The organism is Paramuribaculum intestinale (assembly GCF_030759015.1).
GTDB classification, from domain to species: domain Bacteria; phylum Bacteroidota; class Bacteroidia; order Bacteroidales; family Muribaculaceae; genus Paramuribaculum; species Paramuribaculum intestinale.
This window is the reverse complement of record NZ_CP098825.1, coordinates 1,810,494-1,827,224: the sequence shown is the minus strand read 5'-3', so window position 1 is coordinate 1,827,224 and position 16,731 is coordinate 1,810,494. Positions and strand designations below refer to the sequence as shown.

18 protein-coding genes are annotated in these 16,731 nt (G+C 43.0%); 4 read left to right on the top strand and 14 right to left on the bottom strand.

The genetic code is table 11. From position 1 onward, the window contains the following. Positions 1-10 precede the first annotated feature (10 nt). The 3 genes from NF347_RS08130 to NF347_RS08120 form a co-directional block, all read right to left on the bottom strand. Positions 11-1,195, bottom strand: coding sequence for a hypothetical protein (locus NF347_RS08130; RefSeq protein WP_107036494.1), 1,185 nt, complete (start codon positions 1,193-1,195; stop codon positions 11-13). Next, a complete protein-coding gene (locus tag NF347_RS08125) occupies positions 1,182-3,560 on the bottom strand; it encodes an N-6 DNA methylase (protein ID WP_290460837.1) in 2,379 nt (792 codons plus the stop codon). The genes NF347_RS08130 and NF347_RS08125 overlap by 14 nt, the downstream gene beginning before the upstream one ends. Before the next feature lie 62 nt (positions 3,561-3,622). Continuing rightward, positions 3,623-4,639, bottom strand: coding sequence for a helix-turn-helix transcriptional regulator (locus tag NF347_RS08120; protein ID WP_107036492.1), 1,017 nt, complete (start codon positions 4,637-4,639; stop codon positions 3,623-3,625). 113 nt (positions 4,640-4,752) lie between these two features. Here NF347_RS08120 and NF347_RS08115 point away from each other — a divergent pair, with 113 nt between their 5' ends. The 4 genes from NF347_RS08115 (at position 4,753) to NF347_RS08100 (ending at position 7,995) form a co-directional block, all read left to right on the top strand. Continuing rightward, a complete protein-coding gene (locus NF347_RS08115) occupies positions 4,753-5,154 on the top strand; it encodes a lipocalin-like domain-containing protein (RefSeq protein WP_107036491.1) in 402 nt (133 codons plus the stop codon). 273 nt (positions 5,155-5,427) lie between these two features. Further along, positions 5,428-6,498, top strand: a complete 1,071-nt coding sequence (locus NF347_RS08110; RefSeq protein ID WP_107036490.1) for a CBASS cGAMP-activated phospholipase — start codon at positions 5,428-5,430, stop codon at positions 6,496-6,498. A gap of 1 nt (position 6,499) precedes the next feature. Further along, a complete protein-coding gene (locus NF347_RS08105) occupies positions 6,500-7,510 on the top strand; it encodes a cyclic GMP-AMP synthase DncV-like nucleotidyltransferase (protein WP_107036489.1) in 1,011 nt (336 codons plus the stop codon). Between the two features lie 35 nt (positions 7,511-7,545). Beyond that, on the top strand, positions 7,546-7,995 hold the full coding sequence (locus NF347_RS08100) for a hypothetical protein (protein WP_133165477.1): 450 nt from the start codon (positions 7,546-7,548) through the stop codon (positions 7,993-7,995). A gap of 63 nt (positions 7,996-8,058) precedes the next feature. Here the strand turns inward: NF347_RS08100 and NF347_RS08095 are convergent, their stop codons facing one another. The 11 genes from NF347_RS08095 to NF347_RS08045 all read right to left on the bottom strand — a co-directional run bounded on the left by NF347_RS08095 (position 8,059) and on the right by NF347_RS08045 (position 16,729). Continuing rightward, positions 8,059-8,484, bottom strand: coding sequence for a hypothetical protein (locus NF347_RS08095; protein WP_107036487.1), 426 nt, complete (start codon positions 8,482-8,484; stop codon positions 8,059-8,061). After that, positions 8,481-9,155, bottom strand: a complete 675-nt coding sequence (locus NF347_RS08090; RefSeq protein WP_107036486.1) for a hypothetical protein — start codon at positions 9,153-9,155, stop codon at positions 8,481-8,483. The genes NF347_RS08095 and NF347_RS08090 overlap by 4 nt, the downstream gene beginning before the upstream one ends. An 18-nt stretch (positions 9,156-9,173) precedes the next feature. Further along, positions 9,174-10,166, bottom strand: a complete 993-nt coding sequence (locus NF347_RS08085; protein WP_107036485.1) for a relaxase/mobilization nuclease domain-containing protein — start codon at positions 10,164-10,166, stop codon at positions 9,174-9,176. Continuing rightward, positions 10,147-10,515, bottom strand: a complete 369-nt coding sequence (locus tag NF347_RS08080; RefSeq protein WP_107036484.1) for a plasmid mobilization protein — start codon at positions 10,513-10,515, stop codon at positions 10,147-10,149. Before NF347_RS08080 ends, NF347_RS08085 begins: the two co-directional genes overlap by 20 nt. Before the next feature lie 196 nt (positions 10,516-10,711). Further along, positions 10,712-11,140, bottom strand: coding sequence for a DUF3408 domain-containing protein (locus NF347_RS08075; protein ID WP_161553817.1), 429 nt, complete (start codon positions 11,138-11,140; stop codon positions 10,712-10,714). Between the two features lie 143 nt (positions 11,141-11,283). Further along, positions 11,284-12,696 (bottom strand): DUF3987 domain-containing protein, encoded by a 1,413-nt coding sequence (locus NF347_RS08070; protein ID WP_107036513.1) that lies wholly within the window; start codon positions 12,694-12,696, stop codon positions 11,284-11,286. A 5-nt stretch (positions 12,697-12,701) separates the two neighbouring features. Beyond that, a complete protein-coding gene (locus tag NF347_RS08065) occupies positions 12,702-13,088 on the bottom strand; it encodes a helix-turn-helix transcriptional regulator (RefSeq protein ID WP_107036482.1) in 387 nt (128 codons plus the stop codon). A 351-nt stretch (positions 13,089-13,439) separates the two neighbouring features. Next, on the bottom strand, positions 13,440-14,762 hold the full coding sequence (locus tag NF347_RS08060; protein ID WP_107036481.1) for a hypothetical protein: 1,323 nt from the start codon (positions 14,760-14,762) through the stop codon (positions 13,440-13,442). 148 nt (positions 14,763-14,910) lie between these two features. Beyond that, positions 14,911-15,222, bottom strand: a complete 312-nt coding sequence (locus NF347_RS08055) for a helix-turn-helix domain-containing protein (protein ID WP_107036480.1) — start codon at positions 15,220-15,222, stop codon at positions 14,911-14,913. Next, positions 15,215-15,559: a type II toxin-antitoxin system RelE/ParE family toxin gene (locus tag NF347_RS08050; RefSeq protein WP_107036479.1), complete on the bottom strand. Its 345-nt coding sequence runs from the start codon at positions 15,557-15,559 to the stop codon at positions 15,215-15,217. Before NF347_RS08050 ends, NF347_RS08055 begins: the two co-directional genes overlap by 8 nt. Positions 15,560-15,619: 60 nt before the next feature. Further along, positions 15,620-16,729: a tyrosine-type recombinase/integrase gene (locus NF347_RS08045; protein WP_107036478.1), complete on the bottom strand. Its 1,110-nt coding sequence runs from the start codon at positions 16,727-16,729 to the stop codon at positions 15,620-15,622. Positions 16,730-16,731 lie beyond the last annotated feature (2 nt).

Below are 16,731 nucleotides of genomic sequence, written 5' to 3'. Positions count from 1 at the left end.
AAAAATATGTTCAACTTAATTGAACCTTTATGTCTGATTTTGATACAATCTCTTCACAGAAGGCAAAGTAAGGATACTTGACCTTTGCTTTGTCGTTATTCTGCCGTATGCCCGTTATTTTATGTGTATTCGAAGAATATCTTTTTTGTTGCAAGACACAGGCTTGGTAATGCCATATACCGTCTTTGTCTTGTTCTGGAATAAACTCGTCCTCCTCTTTTTCTATAGGCATTGTTTTCCGCTCGTATTTTGAGATTGAGCTTTCACTACAATCATATTTGTCGGCCAACCATATTATAAAATGTGAAACTCCGAAAGCTATAGAATATAGGAGAAAGTTCGATTTCTTTGACATCTCATAATCCTCCGGATTCAACGCTGGTATATCTGGATCTGGTGTGTGTGCATGAGCATTACCGAAAACTATAGCGCTGAGGATGTCTTTTTCTATATAATGGGGTATAAAGCGCACTCCAGGCCATTCATACCTAACGCCACTATGCTTCGTGTCTTTACCTGCAAGGTATAGTGAACAATCCATAAGATTTACCTTACCTCCTTTAATACAAGCATCGGGAATAATTTTCACCTTGTTTAGCGTTCTGAATATGGCTTCTATCACATAGCGTAGGTGAGGATAATCCTTGCTTAGATCTGGGTCTATTCTGTTGCGCATGAAATGCACATCGCATAAACATGAAGTAAGTCGATTTTCCGCATCGGACGATAACCCTATTTTGGCACACGCTCTAAACAAGTTCGGATATATGGACATAATTTGCCTAACTTCAAGAGAATCCATTGCGGTTATCATATCCTGAATTAGTTGATCGTCATCTCTATCCTTGATGTAATATTTCCCAAATGAGTCTTCGAACATTTTATTGCTCATCAAGTCCGGTTGGCCTGTGGAAATAAAGTAAGGGATTGCCCTCTTCAACGTCAGCTGATCCAGTTTTTGTTTTGCATTCCGCAGACCAACAAGGCTCGCTTGCTCGTTTTCTGATTCGTCCCACATTTTAGCGTCAAGAAGAACAGCGTCATAAAAGCTCAAGTTTGCTTCAAGCTCTGCCATCCCCTTTTTCTGAGTTGTATAGGGATGGAGTATGATGGAATGATCTTCTTTACAGAGCTCTTTGAAGAGATCCATCTTTTCCCACTCGTCATCTATCCAAAGTACATTATAGGGTCTCATTTTCGTCTAGATTTGCTATTGGCAATGAGATTCTGACAGTTGATGTTTCATTGCCAACCAAAATGTCATAATCACCTCCAAAATGTTCAACAATACTCCTCACAATATACCCACCTTTCCCATTTCTTCCGGTTTTGCCAGCTTTTTCACCTAACATGCCATATCGTTCTTTTGTTAGGCCCTCGGGGAAAGGAAGTCCGTTATTGGTGAAGTTTATATTAAAAGTTCCTTTGTGAGTATCCGCCGACAATGTTACCCAGATACAATAGTCTGTTCGGTCTTTATCCACAAAACCATGCTGAGCGGCATTCGAGATAATATTGTCAACTGCTCTTTTTAAATCTAACTTTCCTATGTTAACCCATAGAGCAAGTGGCTCACGATTAGGCTCAACATCTGAGTTATCACTCACACAATTATTGCTATGAGATGTATGGAATGGCAGCCCGAGAGCCTCTAATGAGGGGCTGTCAGTATCATAAAGTATTTTGTAATTTACTTTATCATAGGGCGAATTTTCTAATTCTAACAGAAATTCATCTATGTTTACAATCTCTGGATTGCCAAATTCTTCCTCGTCAGAAAGGATATTAACCAACTCTTGAAGCCTTTTAAAAGCATCTTCTTGCCGGGCAATTACATTTTTAATGCTGGCATAATCTTCCCGATCAATGTATGTGTTGATTAGTTTGAATCCAGAAGATAATTGCCGCATATATGGAGCCATGTCATGCTTCCGGTTGCGCACATTGTTTATATACTCAGCCTTCATAGACTGAATGATTTCAGCCAAACCTAATTCCTCTGCCTTAACCAAGGTATAAGCTTCCTTAGCTTCAGTAAATATTGCAATCTGCTCTTCTTTCGACGGAAGGCCAATCTCCATTTTAAGAATGTCGTTGACTCTGATTCGGTTTGCGTAGGTACCGTATGCACTAATCTTATTCAATTCAAGACATAGATAATTAGCATCAACCAAATCGAACATCAATAAATCCCATGCGATAATATTGGGCTTCAAGTATACGGGATTGTCTTGGGATGCAGGACATATTGCAGCGCGAGCTTGTCCGATTGTACTCATAATGATACAAGGATGCGAAATCTTCGTAAGTCCGGCGACAGATGCGATTTCAAGATCCTCTATCTTAATTTCACCTGTAAATGGTGTGAAAGGTAAATTTGAAACGGTAATTACACGACCATTCTCATCGCCATGTCTTGAATCGGCGAAGGCCCTACAGATTAAATCATCGAGTGAATATTTCTTGTAGGTGTCAGGATATACTAATTGCGACCTTTTATAAAAGTCATATGATAGATTCCCGTTATCTTTCAATATATCTGATGTTGACACATTGAGAGTTGTATGCTCGCTTGTTATAGATTCAATACACTTTTTAATATCCAATATTCTTATAGATTTGGAGTGTTGATAAAAACATTCTCTGGCATCAACTATTTTTACATCTTGATTGGACTTGTCTTTGTTAAGTACCAAAAGACTGCATGGAATAGAAGTCCCATATAGAATATTGGATGGTAACTCTATGACGGAATCTATGAGATTCTGATCCAATAATGCCTCTCTTAATATCTTATATCCGCCAATTTGATATGAAAAAGCAGTCGGTGTAACAAGTATAGCTTTTCTGAGGCCGGGAAGTGCTGTAAACTGAGCAATCAAAAACTCAAGGCTATTATTAATCTTGAAATTCGAGAAATTTACGAAAGAGTTTGCCTTATCTACTAATTTGTCAGCAAACGGAGGCATCGCTACCATTACATTCCCTCCTAACCATTCAAATCTTGTAGAATCAGCAACCTCCACATCATTTATTGACATTCCGTGAGCATCAAGACGAAGTTTGGCAAGTGTAGCAACATCTATATTCAGCTCCTCCCCGTGGTATGAGGTATTAGGACAAAATATACCAAATGAAGCAAATCCAGCATATGGGTTGAAAATATCCTTCTCTTTCCAATCTTTCATCAAATGGGCAGATAATTGGGCTATTTCCTTGGGCATTCCTGATTCTCGTTGTCCTCTCCCTGCCATTAGATTCCATTGTTCAAAAAGAGTCTCAATTACTTCTGTATATTGATTAATTTTGAGTTGAGTACCCATTTCCATATATAATATTTCAGAGAACCGCGACTCTTTTTCCAAAGAGATATTATATATATTGTGCAATCTATGATAAATGGCGTGTGCTATATTGTCATTCATAACACCATCTTCTATGGACTTATATCCGTGGTGGATACAATATGCACAAAGCATAATTAGTCTAATGCTCTCACTTAAAGAGCACTTGAGTTCGATTGTAATGGAGTTTATGAGCTTAAAATAGTCGAATGTCATAACCAAAATATTTTAATGTAAACCAACATTGGTTTTCGATTGCAAAATTACAAACAAATAGTTCAATCATTTTGAACCAATTCATAATTGTTGCGCATTCTATTGATTCTTTCCTTAATTTTCTCTCTTAATGAGACCGGTTGTTCTATTGTAATTGCTTCGCCATAAGATAGTAAGCATTGCTCTAACTCAAAGTTGGGGGCTACCTTAATTTTTATAGTTACTGAATCTTCATCACGGTCGACTACAGACTGGCTCCAATGAAGGGCCTTCGTCTCTATATAGGGATAAGTGTCTTTGGCAACCTTAATAATAATAGGTTGTTGTTCGGCATTTGTATGTGAGACACCTATTATATCATCGAAATATTCTTGGTTGAAGTCGATTTCTTCATTTTCCCGATATTTGGGAAAAGAAACAGTGTTGATAGATATGATTCGGTCAAATGCGAAATTTGAAATTTTGTGTTTATCCTCGTTGAAGCCCAATAAGAACCATCGGTTATTGTACTCTTTGAGGAAATAAGGATGAACAATGATGGTATCCACTTTCTCTTGCTTGAAATTCTTATATTCAAGTGACAACACTCTCTTTTCACTGATAGCTGTCAGCAAAGATGCGAAATGCTGCCTCCCTTTCAAATATGGATTATAGTCAAAACCTACGATTTGTTTGCCATCGCTCTCAATATTGAGAGACAATTTAAATCTATCCATAAAAGATTGAAGCCAGTCCATTTGAGGCATACCTTCAAATTGGGAGAGGATTGCCATACACTGCGAGAGTTGGCTTAGCTCCTCATCATTAAATTGCAATTTGAATATAGAAGAATCCGGATTCTCATAAGCGTATGTCTTGTTGCGACCGGAACGGGTCTCCTTTACAATAATGTCAGGATAGGTGGTTTCTATAAAGCGGATGTCGCCCCTTATAGTATTAAGAGCTGTCACTGGTGACAGACCTTGAAATTCCAGTTCTTCGTTTACAGCGTCACGTAAATTGGCCATAGAATATCCTCCTCGGCGCAAACAGCGGTCGAGAACCTTGTATCGGATATCAGAGCTTTTTGTATTCGGCATCGTATAAGGTCTTTAGAATGCAAAGTTAATAATTTTATCAATAAGTTCAAAATGGTTGAACTTGAAAGCTATAATTTTGCATCACGAGGATTAAATCCCCCTCGTTGAATAAAATGAAAAAAGTTTTCTCACTCATGTTGCTTCTTATAGCGACTCTTAGCTTTCTCCCATCATGCTCAAGCGATGACGATGAACCAGACAACATCCAGTCTCAGATGATTGGTACATGGAACGCAACTTCTGTCAAATTCAGTGGCGACAATGATTGGACTGACATCACCAAGTACCCAAGCATGTCTCTGTCCATCACATTTAACCAGGATGGGAGTTATTCCGGACGAGGTGCATTGGGTAATGGCTCCGGTATTTACACTGTTTCCGGCAAAACAATCAAGACATATGTTGGCGGTGAACTTTACGGCACGTATTATGTGAAGACAGTATCGGGCAACTATGCCGAACTCACGCTGACAATGGGTACATCAAGTATGGAGATTAAGGCAACCCGTCGATAACACTAATTCAAGAGTCATTATGAAAAGATTCCTGCTTCTAATAGCTATGGCAATGATAATCGCTTTGTCATACGCACAAGGCAAACTCGACTGCGAAGGTGTATCATTAAAGCTCGCATATGAGTTCTGATGTCATATATGTCACGCATCTAATCGCTTGTCAGTCTATAATGACTGACAAGTGGCTTTGGCACGAATTTTGTAAATCTTATTTCGCCATTCTCACTCCTCGCAAATTGCGTCCGAGTAATCCCGAATGGAACATGCTAAAAAATGGAACATCCCAAATTTAAAATCCTTAGTATTGATGGCGGGGGAATTCGAGGCGTTATACCGTGTCAATTTCTTGCTAATCTTGAAAACGATCTTATCCAAGAATATGGTGAAGATACTCGACTGTGCGATTATTTTGACTTAATTGCCGGTACTTCAACCGGTGGAATTATCGCCATCGGACTTGCCTTGGGAGTTAAAGCTCAAGATATCCTTGACCTATATGTTCGTCATGGAAGTGAAATATTTCCCGAACCTATGCAACGGAACGTATCTAAAGCTAAAAGAATAATACTCAAAAAGCCATTTTATGATAGGTTACCGTTGAAAAAACTATTAAATGAAACATTTAATACTGATGGTGAACCTAAAAGAATCGGAGACGCAAAAACCAGACTCTTAATCCCGACATATAATCTAGAATCCCACCAGATACATATCCTAAAAACAGCACACTCTGAAAAGCTTGTGAGAGATTATCAAATTCCGGTTGTAGATGCAGCACTCTCTACCGCTGCGGCTCCCGCTTATTTCTTACCATATGATTTCTCTTACGATAATAAAGGGAAAAATGGCTCCGTGCAAATTAATATGATGGTAGATGGTGGATTAGTTGCTAATAATCCATCTTTTATGGCTTTGTTAGAGGCGACGCACTGCCTCGGTATAAAACTTGAAGATATTGGTTTGCTTTCACTCGGAACCGGCGTCGTGAAGAAAGCATGTCCAAAGAAATCATCCCACGTTACTCCAATGTATTGGGTCAATCCACTTAATGGACCAATGATATATGAGATAATGGCTGAAGCACAATCTGTACATGTTGATAATTTATTAAATCTTTACAAGAACGGAGTTGGACAAGCCCAAAATGATAAATTTACCTATTTTAGGTTGCAACACCAATTCTCCGAAAATGAACGCATAACACTTGATTCCACTTCAACGACCACAATCAGAAAGATGCTTCATGCTGGTCACCTACTTTATCGTGATAATTGTTGCACAATAAAAACAATCTTTACAACAACAGAAAAACAAGAATTTAAACCCCATTACACATTTTCATAACATGGCAAATTGTCAAAAATTGTTTGATGAGTTTCTTGAGAAACTCGACATAGTGGATTCAAAAACCACAAGCATGAGAACTTCCAAGGATAATCTCAAAGATAAAATCGTGTCGTATTTTCAGAAGAATCATTCTGAGTACACCCCTGAGTTCTTTATTCAAGGGTCATATAAAATGGGCACATCGATACGCACAAAGGATGACGAATGCGATCTGGATCTTGGCGTCTATATAAAGCCTAAGCCTGATGTCTCGGCTGCAACTCTGCAACAATGGGTTTTCGATGCTGTGGACGGTACTACTTCGGCAACTCCATCCAAGAAGAATAAATGTATACGAATTAAGTATTCCGCAGGTTACCATATTGATTTGCCTATCTATCGTAAAGATAAAACAGGAGATGAGATCCCTGAACTTGCAATCAAAAGCGTGGGTTTTGAGAAAAGTGATGCCAAAGGAATCGTCGAATGGTTTAATGGTAAAAAGAAAGACAACTCACAACTTGTCCATCTTATCAAATACCTTAAGGCATGGGCGGACAATATTCGTGAATCCATGCCACCGGGACTCGCTTGGACCATCATGACAGTAAAGAACCAAAAGAAAAAGGACGGCAGAGACGATATAGCGTTACGTGATACTCTCAAGGAAATACTCTCATCCTTGGAAGATAGGTTCGAATGTAAAGTTCCTGCAGAACCATTTGATGATATATTTGACAATTACTCCGACGACAAAAAGAATAAAATCAAGGAGTACCTCCAAAAATTCATAGATGATGCAACCAAGGCAATAAATGAACCGAATGAAAAGAAAGCTAGCCGAATTTGGCAAAAACATCTCGGTTCGAGATTCCCAGAAGGTGAAGATAAGGATAATGAAACCCAATCGAAGCTTAACGCTCTTCGCGACTCGATTCTTTCGAAAACAGCGAGAGTAGGTACTACTGGAGCATTCGGAGCCTTGACAACCGGAGTCGCAGGTGCAACTCATACTAACTTTGGCGATTAATGGGAAAATTTCATGGGAATCGGATAGTTAGCAATATGAGCATATACGCAGCACGTATAAAATATGAGGCTAAACTGCTCAATGCTCACTATGATAAATCTTTTGTTTCCACGTCTTTCTATGGCATGCGACAGTCGCCTAAATTGATATGTAATTTACACTTCAACATTGTTGGCGTTGATTGTACTGCTAAAATTGTATATAATGGATATGATGCGCCGAAATGCTGGCTTTTATCACCAACATTCGAGAATCCACAGCATATATACAAGAACGATGGTCGATTATGCCTGTATGATCCAGATAACAACGAGTGGAACCGGACTTCTAATATTTTTAACACATTTGTTCCATGGTGTATGGAATGGGTAGTTTTTCAAATGATATATGAAGAAACTGGAGAATGGCAACATCCGGAACGGCATCCAAACGGTCTTTCGGAAAAGGAATTGAAAGCCATACTTCAAAAATTCAATATAACGTAATTTTAAATATTACAACTCCCATATGAATCGCAAGGCTCATATGGGAGTTGTTTGATTAATCGATTACGCGAACTTCATGCAGGGGATGAGGGTGTTGGGGACGGCAACTTCTTTGGTGAAGGTGACGATAGGAGTCTCGACGGCGAGGTGTTTGAACCCGTGACGGGTGCCACGCTCGAAGATGAAGTGGCATAGGGCCCGGAACTCGGTTTCGTCTTGGGCGTTGCCGCTACCGGTCACGAAGTCGGATACGATGATGATGTAATCGGGAAGGTTGTTGTGGCCGTTGCTGTGTTCCCAGATTTTGAGCTGGATGTGGATGTTGCGTCCGAAGTAGCGGAAGGTTGCGCCGACGCAGTTCCAGTCGCAGATTGCATCATCGTAGCTGGCACCGTAGCGCTTAGCGACGTAGATACAGAAGTCATCAAACAGGTCTTTGATACGGTGAGCTGCGATTGTCGAGAGGGTTTTGTTGGTGATGTTTGTCATTTTTTTGAGTTTTGAGATTGTGTGTTGAGTTCGTTGATTTTCTCTTCGAGGCGGTGCTTCTGGTCAAGGGCGCGTGCTGTTTCTTGCACTCTCTCCTCATAGGCTCGGACTTCTGCCTCTATTTGTTTCACCTTCTTCGGGTCGTTAAACCAGCTTTCGATGCTGTCGAGCCCTACTGTTCCGACACCTCCATTCATCAAGATGTAATGGTACTTGATGTCGGATATTCTGCATTGCTCTATGCGCCCTTCCTGCCAGAAGGTCATTGCGAAAAACAAGAGCGTTGAGAATACGGTGAAACCAAGGGTGAGATACCACTGCCATGATTCGCGTGCGATACGGATAGTCTTTTCGACTTTCTGCACAGGAGGATTAGCCCTGAAGTCATCAAACTTTTGGTTGAAGTCATCCTTAAAGTCTGTGATTGAATCGCAGATTTGGTCGGTGGATTGGTTGACAGCTCCCTCGCAGTTTTCAGTTGAAGTTCTAATCGCGTGAGTGTAGAGCACGAGGTTATTGTCCAGTTCATCCTTGAACTTGGCGAGATCATCGGTGGTGGCGCAGTTGAGCTGCGCTTCCTTGATTTCATTGCAGGTGCCGGAGAGTGTACCTAATTCTTCGGCGATGTTACCGAGGAAACCCTCGGTGGGATTTTCATTTTCTTTACTCATTTTTCTTTTTTTGTGGGGTTAAATACTGCGGCCCTTGCGTTTGGCCTTTTTGCGGCGGCGTTCCATCTCGTTGTTCATGGCCTCCTGTTCGGCGTCGTAGCCGGGTCCGAGTTTGAACAGACCACTGAGCCCTTCGGCGAGATTCTCGCCGATTTCAAGTCCGGCTTCTATCACTTTTGATGCTATGCTCGGTTCCGGCTTCGGTGCCCTTGGTGCCGTCGGGCGAGGCACGGCAGGAGTGGCAGATGCCGTTTGAGAACGTCCGTTTTTGTTCTCGTTGAGAATACGGTCGATGTTAGCGAAAGAGAATTTTCTCTTTTTTGCGACCTCCGAAGCTTTGAACTTATGCTTACCTTTCACGAAAGACAGACCTTCGACAATGGTGGTGCCGCGACGGTATTTCTTGCGGAGCGATACACCGCTTTTGGCGAGTTCTCGCTGAAAAGTAGTCCAATCTTTGGCGACTTTCAGTGCATCACGCACGGCGACATACACCTCTTGCTTGGCCTTGTCTCGACCTTTGAGTCGGTGAGTTTTCACCTTGTCGCGCCCCTCCCCGAAGGTCAGTCCGTACTTCAATTTCAGCTCCTTGCAGATGTCATTGCTCCGATAATATTCCCAGCTGTCGCTGACGCATTTGCCGTCATTGCCCACTCTGTTGAACACGATATGGCAGTGAGGATGCTCTTTGTCGAGGTGTCGGGCAATGATGAACTGGGTGTTTTTGATACCCATCCGCTCCATGTATTCAAGGGCGAATTTCACCATTTTTTCATCGGTGAGTATTGCCGAATCCTCGGGAGAATAGGACAGCGAGATGTGGCCTACCCAATGTTGAACACGCTGGTTGAGATGTCGCTGACACTCAAAACCATTGATAATATCCTGAGGTGTGTCGCTCAAAACGCCCTCGGCGTAGAGCAGACGAGCCTCCTTGCCGGGTTCATCCACGGCGAGCGCATAGCGGACACAGCCGCCAAAATCGCTCCCTTTAGTTATGCTTCCAACCATTTGATAAGTTGTTGTAAAGGGTTTTCAATTCCTTGCTGCGGGCCTGCACTTCCCAGCTAACGAGCTTGAAGTCTTTGGTCGCGTTGGCTACCGTAGCAAGCTGATTCAGGTTGTTGCTCATGCTCCCAATCTGACGAAGTATCGCCATATCTTCTGGTGTGGCGAGTGCCGTTATCTTGGCGTTGAGCAGTGCCCGTCGCCAGAAATCCGACAATTTTCTGCCGGCTTTGCGGCAATTTTCAACTACCTGCTGATACTCTTCTTCTGTGAGTCGGACGCTCACAACCCGGAGTTTCTTGGGCTTATCAGCCGCATTCTTTGATGCGGATTTCCTCTTTGTAAAAGTCATATTATGACAGAGTTTTAAGATGAATAAATCAGTTGACTGTGACCATCGGGAGCGTAGTCAGCCACCCGGTAACGGAGGGTGCAAGGTCGGCAAAAGTTTACGTTGCCACTACCTTGCTACCCTACGTTTCTCTCCCGGTAACGCTTCGCGTGGCGCTCCGATGGCTATGCCATTTTCATTATAGTCGCTATGGCGATTAGAACGACTTGCTGATTATTGCGAACCAGCTTCCGTAGTTGTCGGCGTTGCCGTCAAGATGCTCGTTGATGATGTGCTCAACGAAGCTGCTGACGCTGTAGCCCGAACCGCCGAAGATGCGGGCAATCTTGTCCACGCGCTCAAACGTGTCATTGCTGATTGCCACCTGATGCTTGTTGTCCTTTCCGAGTTTAATCGGAGCGAAGAAAGCAGTGCGGTAATCTTCGAGGTCAAGCTTGCGTTGCTTGGCGTTGGGGCGCGACGGTTTGGGTTGAGTGGCCGCGCCAATCTCAGCGGATTGCTGAGTTTCGGGAAAGATAGAATTTTCCATAGAGTTCTCAGTTTTAGAAGGGTTAGACATTTGGGGATTCTTAGGTGCGTCAGTCATTTCAGATGACTGACTAGCGGGATTTTTTGATGTTGCCATATTATTCATTTTTTTTGAGGACTTTCGTCCGGTTAATAATCTTAGTTATGTGAATACCTTGTACTCTTTAGCTATTCGATTGCCCTGTGACATCTCTTATCCGAGGATGACCACTGCGCATAGTTGAGGCGACTATTGAGTGGTCAAACTTCTCCATCGGCAGTAACATTGTTAGTGGAGTAACATGACATCTTACGGTACCATCCTTGGCGGATTCGCTTGAAAAGCGTGTTCAGATTGCGCGTGAGAAACATCTTGAATGTGTGGTCTTTCATTCCGAACCGTTCGGCGGTCTTGATGCCATCGGCAGTTGAGAACTCATCGGCGAGATGGTCATATACGGTGCGGTGTAAGTCGTTCAGTTTCTCCTCGCTGACGCATGTGATTACCGCAAGGGCGTTCTGACGGAAATACTCAGCCAACCGGATAGCGCCATCGACATCATTAACCTCGATCATCTCCGGACTTTGAGTTTCGTCTAAAACTGCCCAGCGAGCCATGCGGAGTATCAGACAGAATCGAAGCACGTAGATCTCAAGTTTGCAAAAGAAGCTGATAACATTATCGCTCATCTCACTGTCGCACAACTCAGCATTGCGATGTTGCCACACATATAGCGATTTCTTTGCTTCGTTGTCAAACCGAATGATTATCGGCTGCGGCTCCTGATTCTCGTTGAGATTACAGGGCACAGATAGAAGTCGGTTGAGGATACGTTCCCAGTCTCGGTCAAGGTCTTCACGCACTTCCTCCTCATTCCATCTCGGTTTGGCGGTTGTCTTGGTCATAGCGAACAGTATGCGGTCGATAAAACCGTTGGCTGCACGTTCACCATTGGCGAGTTCAGTCAGCAGACGTTTCTGAATTGTGCCGACAACCGAGATGAAAGGACATTTGATGAAAATGGAATTCTGAGAGTTCTTGCGGTCTGACATTGTGGTGCTACCATTGAATGCCGACAACCAGAATTGTTCCTCAGACCCATTGTTGTAGCGCGTGAAGTTTTTGAACCAAGAGGCCAATTCATCAACCCAAAGGCAGAGACCTCTCGGATTGTGGGAATGAATAACGCTCAATCCCTCCTGTGTCACGTCCGATACGAGGTAACGCAGACGTTTCGGCTCCTTTGGGAATTGGTCATAACCGGCATTGACTCTCTCCTTGCGGCTCATAGCGATGGCTTCCTGATATGCACGAAACTGTTTTTGGTACTCCTGATTGTTTTTCCAGTCGGCGTTGACCAGTGGGCGCATTGCAAAGTTGAGTGGATGAGATTTGTTTGCTCCGGGACGGCCTACGATTGCCATGTAGATTATGGCTGATTCACGCCAGTTGCGTTTCACTTCCACGCGATGGGTATTTCCGATTGCAACTGAGATAGCCGCAAGCATAGCCGACGCGGTGTAGTCGATAGGGAAGCCGCAACTTGTATGCAGTTCCAGAACTAAGCGTTGCAGTTTTGCCGGAAACACATCAATGGGAAAGTCAGATGCTGTGGCAGAGGTATGACTTGCCAATGCACTGATGACTGTATCGAGAGTAATATTCTTTTCCATAGTCATCAGAAATTATAGCCTCCTCGCGGACGGCGTTTCATGCCTGCGGTGACAGCCGCCACCTGTTCTTCAAAGGAAGGAGCAACGGCGTGTTTGCGTCCGTTTTCGATCCATGCGTATAACTCATCTTCATAAAAGTAGAGGAGCTTGCCGCGCTTGTAGCTCGGAATGGGGTCATTCGGAGCTTTGATTGCGCGGTAGAGGGTCGAAAGTGACTTGCCGATAATCGTGCAAGCCTCTTTCGCGTGAACGATTCTCCGGGAGGGCTTGTGTTGTTTGAAAGGGTTGGCTGCGCCTACCTTTTCAAGTAACTCAAGTACCCGGTCGAGTTTCTCTGAGAGACCGCTTACCACATGTGGCAGCTGGTCGAAGGTGATTGTGGATGTTTCCATATCGAATAATTTCAAGTTTGTTTACGGAAATAAAACCGCACTGAAAGAAAGTGAGTTGTCGGTTAGAAAAATCACTTTTAGAAAACTCAAAATAACCGAGATGTCAAAGCTAACTTATTAGTTGTTAAAATATTTGTCCGGAAAAATGATATGGTTAGAAACTCGATGAAGCAGTTATATTCAAGTGGCGATGCTTTAACTGGAACTCTGATACACGAACATCATCAAACACTCATGAGGTTGTCGTATTAGGTAGCTGGTTTGGCAAAATAGTTGGGTAAGGGTATAAAGAAAGCGGATAACTCTGGATCTGAACCAGTGTTATCCGCAATCAGTATTGGGACGAAATAATTATTTCTTCGATTTACCTTTGTTTTCGACAACCTTCAGGTTGATTGTCTTATAACGTTTGAAATGTTCAAACAATGCATCCATCTGCTCTCGCGACAGGAGGGGTATTTTATCCTTGTCCGGATTTGTGTCCGTAAGTTTTGAATTTATGCTTTGTATTTGAAGATTACTGAAAGGTTCATAGAACACAGTCTTTACAAAGGTTGCAATGACTGGTCCCTTCAATCGGAGAAACTTTCCGATATTGTAGCCGAGATGTTTGAGGTCTTCTTTTGACAGTTGATGTTTTTTCCTGAGTTTTACAGCATTAAATTCTGCTAATGGTGTTTTAGTCCACATTCTGGCGTTGAGGTGCAACTTGTCAAGTTCGTGTGATTCCATGAATCCTTGCATGGTATAAGTGATGTAAGCACAGATGAATGTAACCTGTTCAGTATTGTATAGTTCCTCGTTACGCAGCAGCTTCTCGTAGGCTTCATCGCATTCTTTCTTCTGAGTTATTATTTTCTCCGTGGTCTCCTTGTGCTCGTTATAGAATTTTATCATCTCGTCCAACTGGTGAAGGAAAATAACATCCCCGTTTGCCGTTATGAATACTGTGCTTTCGTATTCTTCAATGGTTGTCGTGCCATCACGGTTGTCTATAACATTCTGTTCCGGCACAGATGCAAAACATCCATACTCATATTCTTCATTTGATTCAATTTTTTCCCTTTTGATGTTGTTCTCATAGTCATATTTCTCTTGCGCAGTCAACCCGCTGATAAAGTCTTGAAATATTGCGTCCTCATCAAAATCTGGACAGTTGTTTTGATATTCATGCTCAAAGAGAATTTCCTCATCGGATAATCCTGCACTGGCATAACCTTCTGAGCCATCGGCAAATCTGATATGGCGTGTGCCATCGTCCATTATATCAATGACTTCATAAGGATGCTCATTAAGATTATTGGAAAATTCGACATCCTCTTCCCAAACTTCACAGTCAGTTGTTGTCGCTTCGGAACAGTAATCCATTTGTTGCGGTTCAGACATCGCAGGAACGGCAATCTGTTCGCCAGATGTCGTTTCGGCGATTACAACGGCTTCCTTGCGACGGAAGAAATTGGAGATGGTGCGGGAAAAATCTTCAATAACGGATTGTAATCCGAGGTATAAACCAACGAGAAGAATGAAGATGACACCGAAAAGAACATTTCCGGTAAAGGTATCGGTGCCAAACCGATAGATGGCAGCGTGACGAACGAGCAGAGCGAGAAGTCCGGTTCCGGCTATTACAGCACTCCAGAGAATAATCGTGTCCCGGTTTGGGGCATTTTTCATATTGGGTGGGGTGTTAAATGATTAAACATCTATAAAGACAATTTAACCCCTCCGATTGTTCGCATCCAAAATGTTAAAGCGATACCAAATGAAGAATGGAGACCACATCAGTGACCTCCATTCAATAGCATAGTTGTAAAGTATCCTGTTAGAGGATTGTCAGCGATACTCGTCGGCCTAATCCCTCGAAGATTCGGAAAAGGGTACTTAGTTGGATATCAGACTTTCCATTCTCCAAGCGAGAGATATATGTCTTTTTGGTGCCAATTCGTTCTGCAAGTTGTTCTTGGGTAAGTCCGGCGCGAAGCCGTTCCTCTTTAAGTGTCTCTGCAAGACAGAAAGCCGCAGCATCAGCATCAAACTGGTCGCGCTCAGGTGTTCCGGGATTTCCGTATTCGGCATCGAGAAGTTCGTCGAAAGTCCGAGCCTTCATTATTGCTTCTTTCTTGACTTTATCCATTTTCTTTCTCTTTAAAATATTCTTTCATAATCTTTTTTGCTCGCTCCAACTGTAACGGTGGCGTCTTTTGTGTTTTCTTTTGGAATCCATTGAACAGAATCACCAATGAACCCTCATCGAAACAGCAGAATATGCGAAATATGTTGCTTCCGACCTCGACTCGAATCTCATATAGACCATCCGTATTTTCCATGCTCCGGAGTATTGTTTTCGGAACTCGGTCAACACTGCGGACGACATTTAGGCAGTAGTTAATCTTTCTTCTTACTGCATCTGTCTGAGCCACATAAAACTCGTTGAAGTAGTCTTTGTATATTTTTATCGTTCTATTAGCCATACTCAATTATACAACTGCAAAGTTAACTAAAAAGTTTACTCCATCCAAATTCTGATGGATTTATTTCAACGTAATGCTGTTGGCGGCGTCACGTTTCTTTTGATTTACGACTTCGGCGTAAATCTGGGTCGTGGCGACGTTTTTGTGGGTGAGCATCTTTGAGACTGTGTAGATGTCGGTGCCATTGGTTATCAGCAGCGTTGCGTAGGTGTGGCGCAGACCGTGGAAGGTGATTTTCTTGGTGATTCCGGCGGCTTTCAGCCAACTCTTGAATGGCTCGCGGGTATGGGCACGACTCAATCCTTTGAATACGAGTCCACGGTTCGGCTCTCCGCAATATGATAATGCTTCCTCGTTAAGAGGAAGGGTTGCCTGTGTCTTGGTTTTCTGAGTGCAGATGCGCATACAGTGGCCGCCATCAGGTGATACTTCGATATTGTCCCATTTCAACTGGAGGATGTCGCTGATTCGCAAGCCGGTGAGACAAGCAAACAGCGATGCTCGTTTCAGTACATCTACTTTGCAGGGTGTGGTAGCAAGTCTTCTGATTTCCTCAATTTCAAGGAAGTTGATTTTCGGCTCCTCCCAGTCGATGGATTCCAGATGGTCGTTGATATTCTCATTGAGCAGTCCCTCTCTGTATGCCATTTTGAGCAGGGCGCGGAATGTTGACCAATATCCGGCGGCGGAGTTGGTGGCGATTTTAGCATACTTCTTTTTCTTGACGCGCAGACTGAGGATGTGGCTCCGGAAGTCGTTGCATAAGCCGATGGTCACATCTTTCACGAGGCAACGCCCATTGGTGAACTCGCAGAAATGCTTATATACAATCTCCCACTTTTGATATTTCGACTTAGCCTTGTCCTCGAAGTAGGCGAGGAAGTCGGCATGTTTCTTGGTCTTGTCGATGAAGCCGAACTCCTCATTGATGATTGCCATCTCGCGTTGTGCACGTATGCCACGCGCCTTTATTAAGATGGCTTCGTTGTAGTCCATCTCGAATTTATCCTGCGGTTCGGCAATGAGATACAGACCGAGGAATTCACGGCGCGACATTTTTTTGATATTCGGATTCCAGATAGGTGGGTAGAAGTCGAGGTAGAGCGACAATTTGCCGCTTTTTAGTTTCTCCTGACGAAGAGTGACTTTAGAGATACTTGATGCTTTCATAT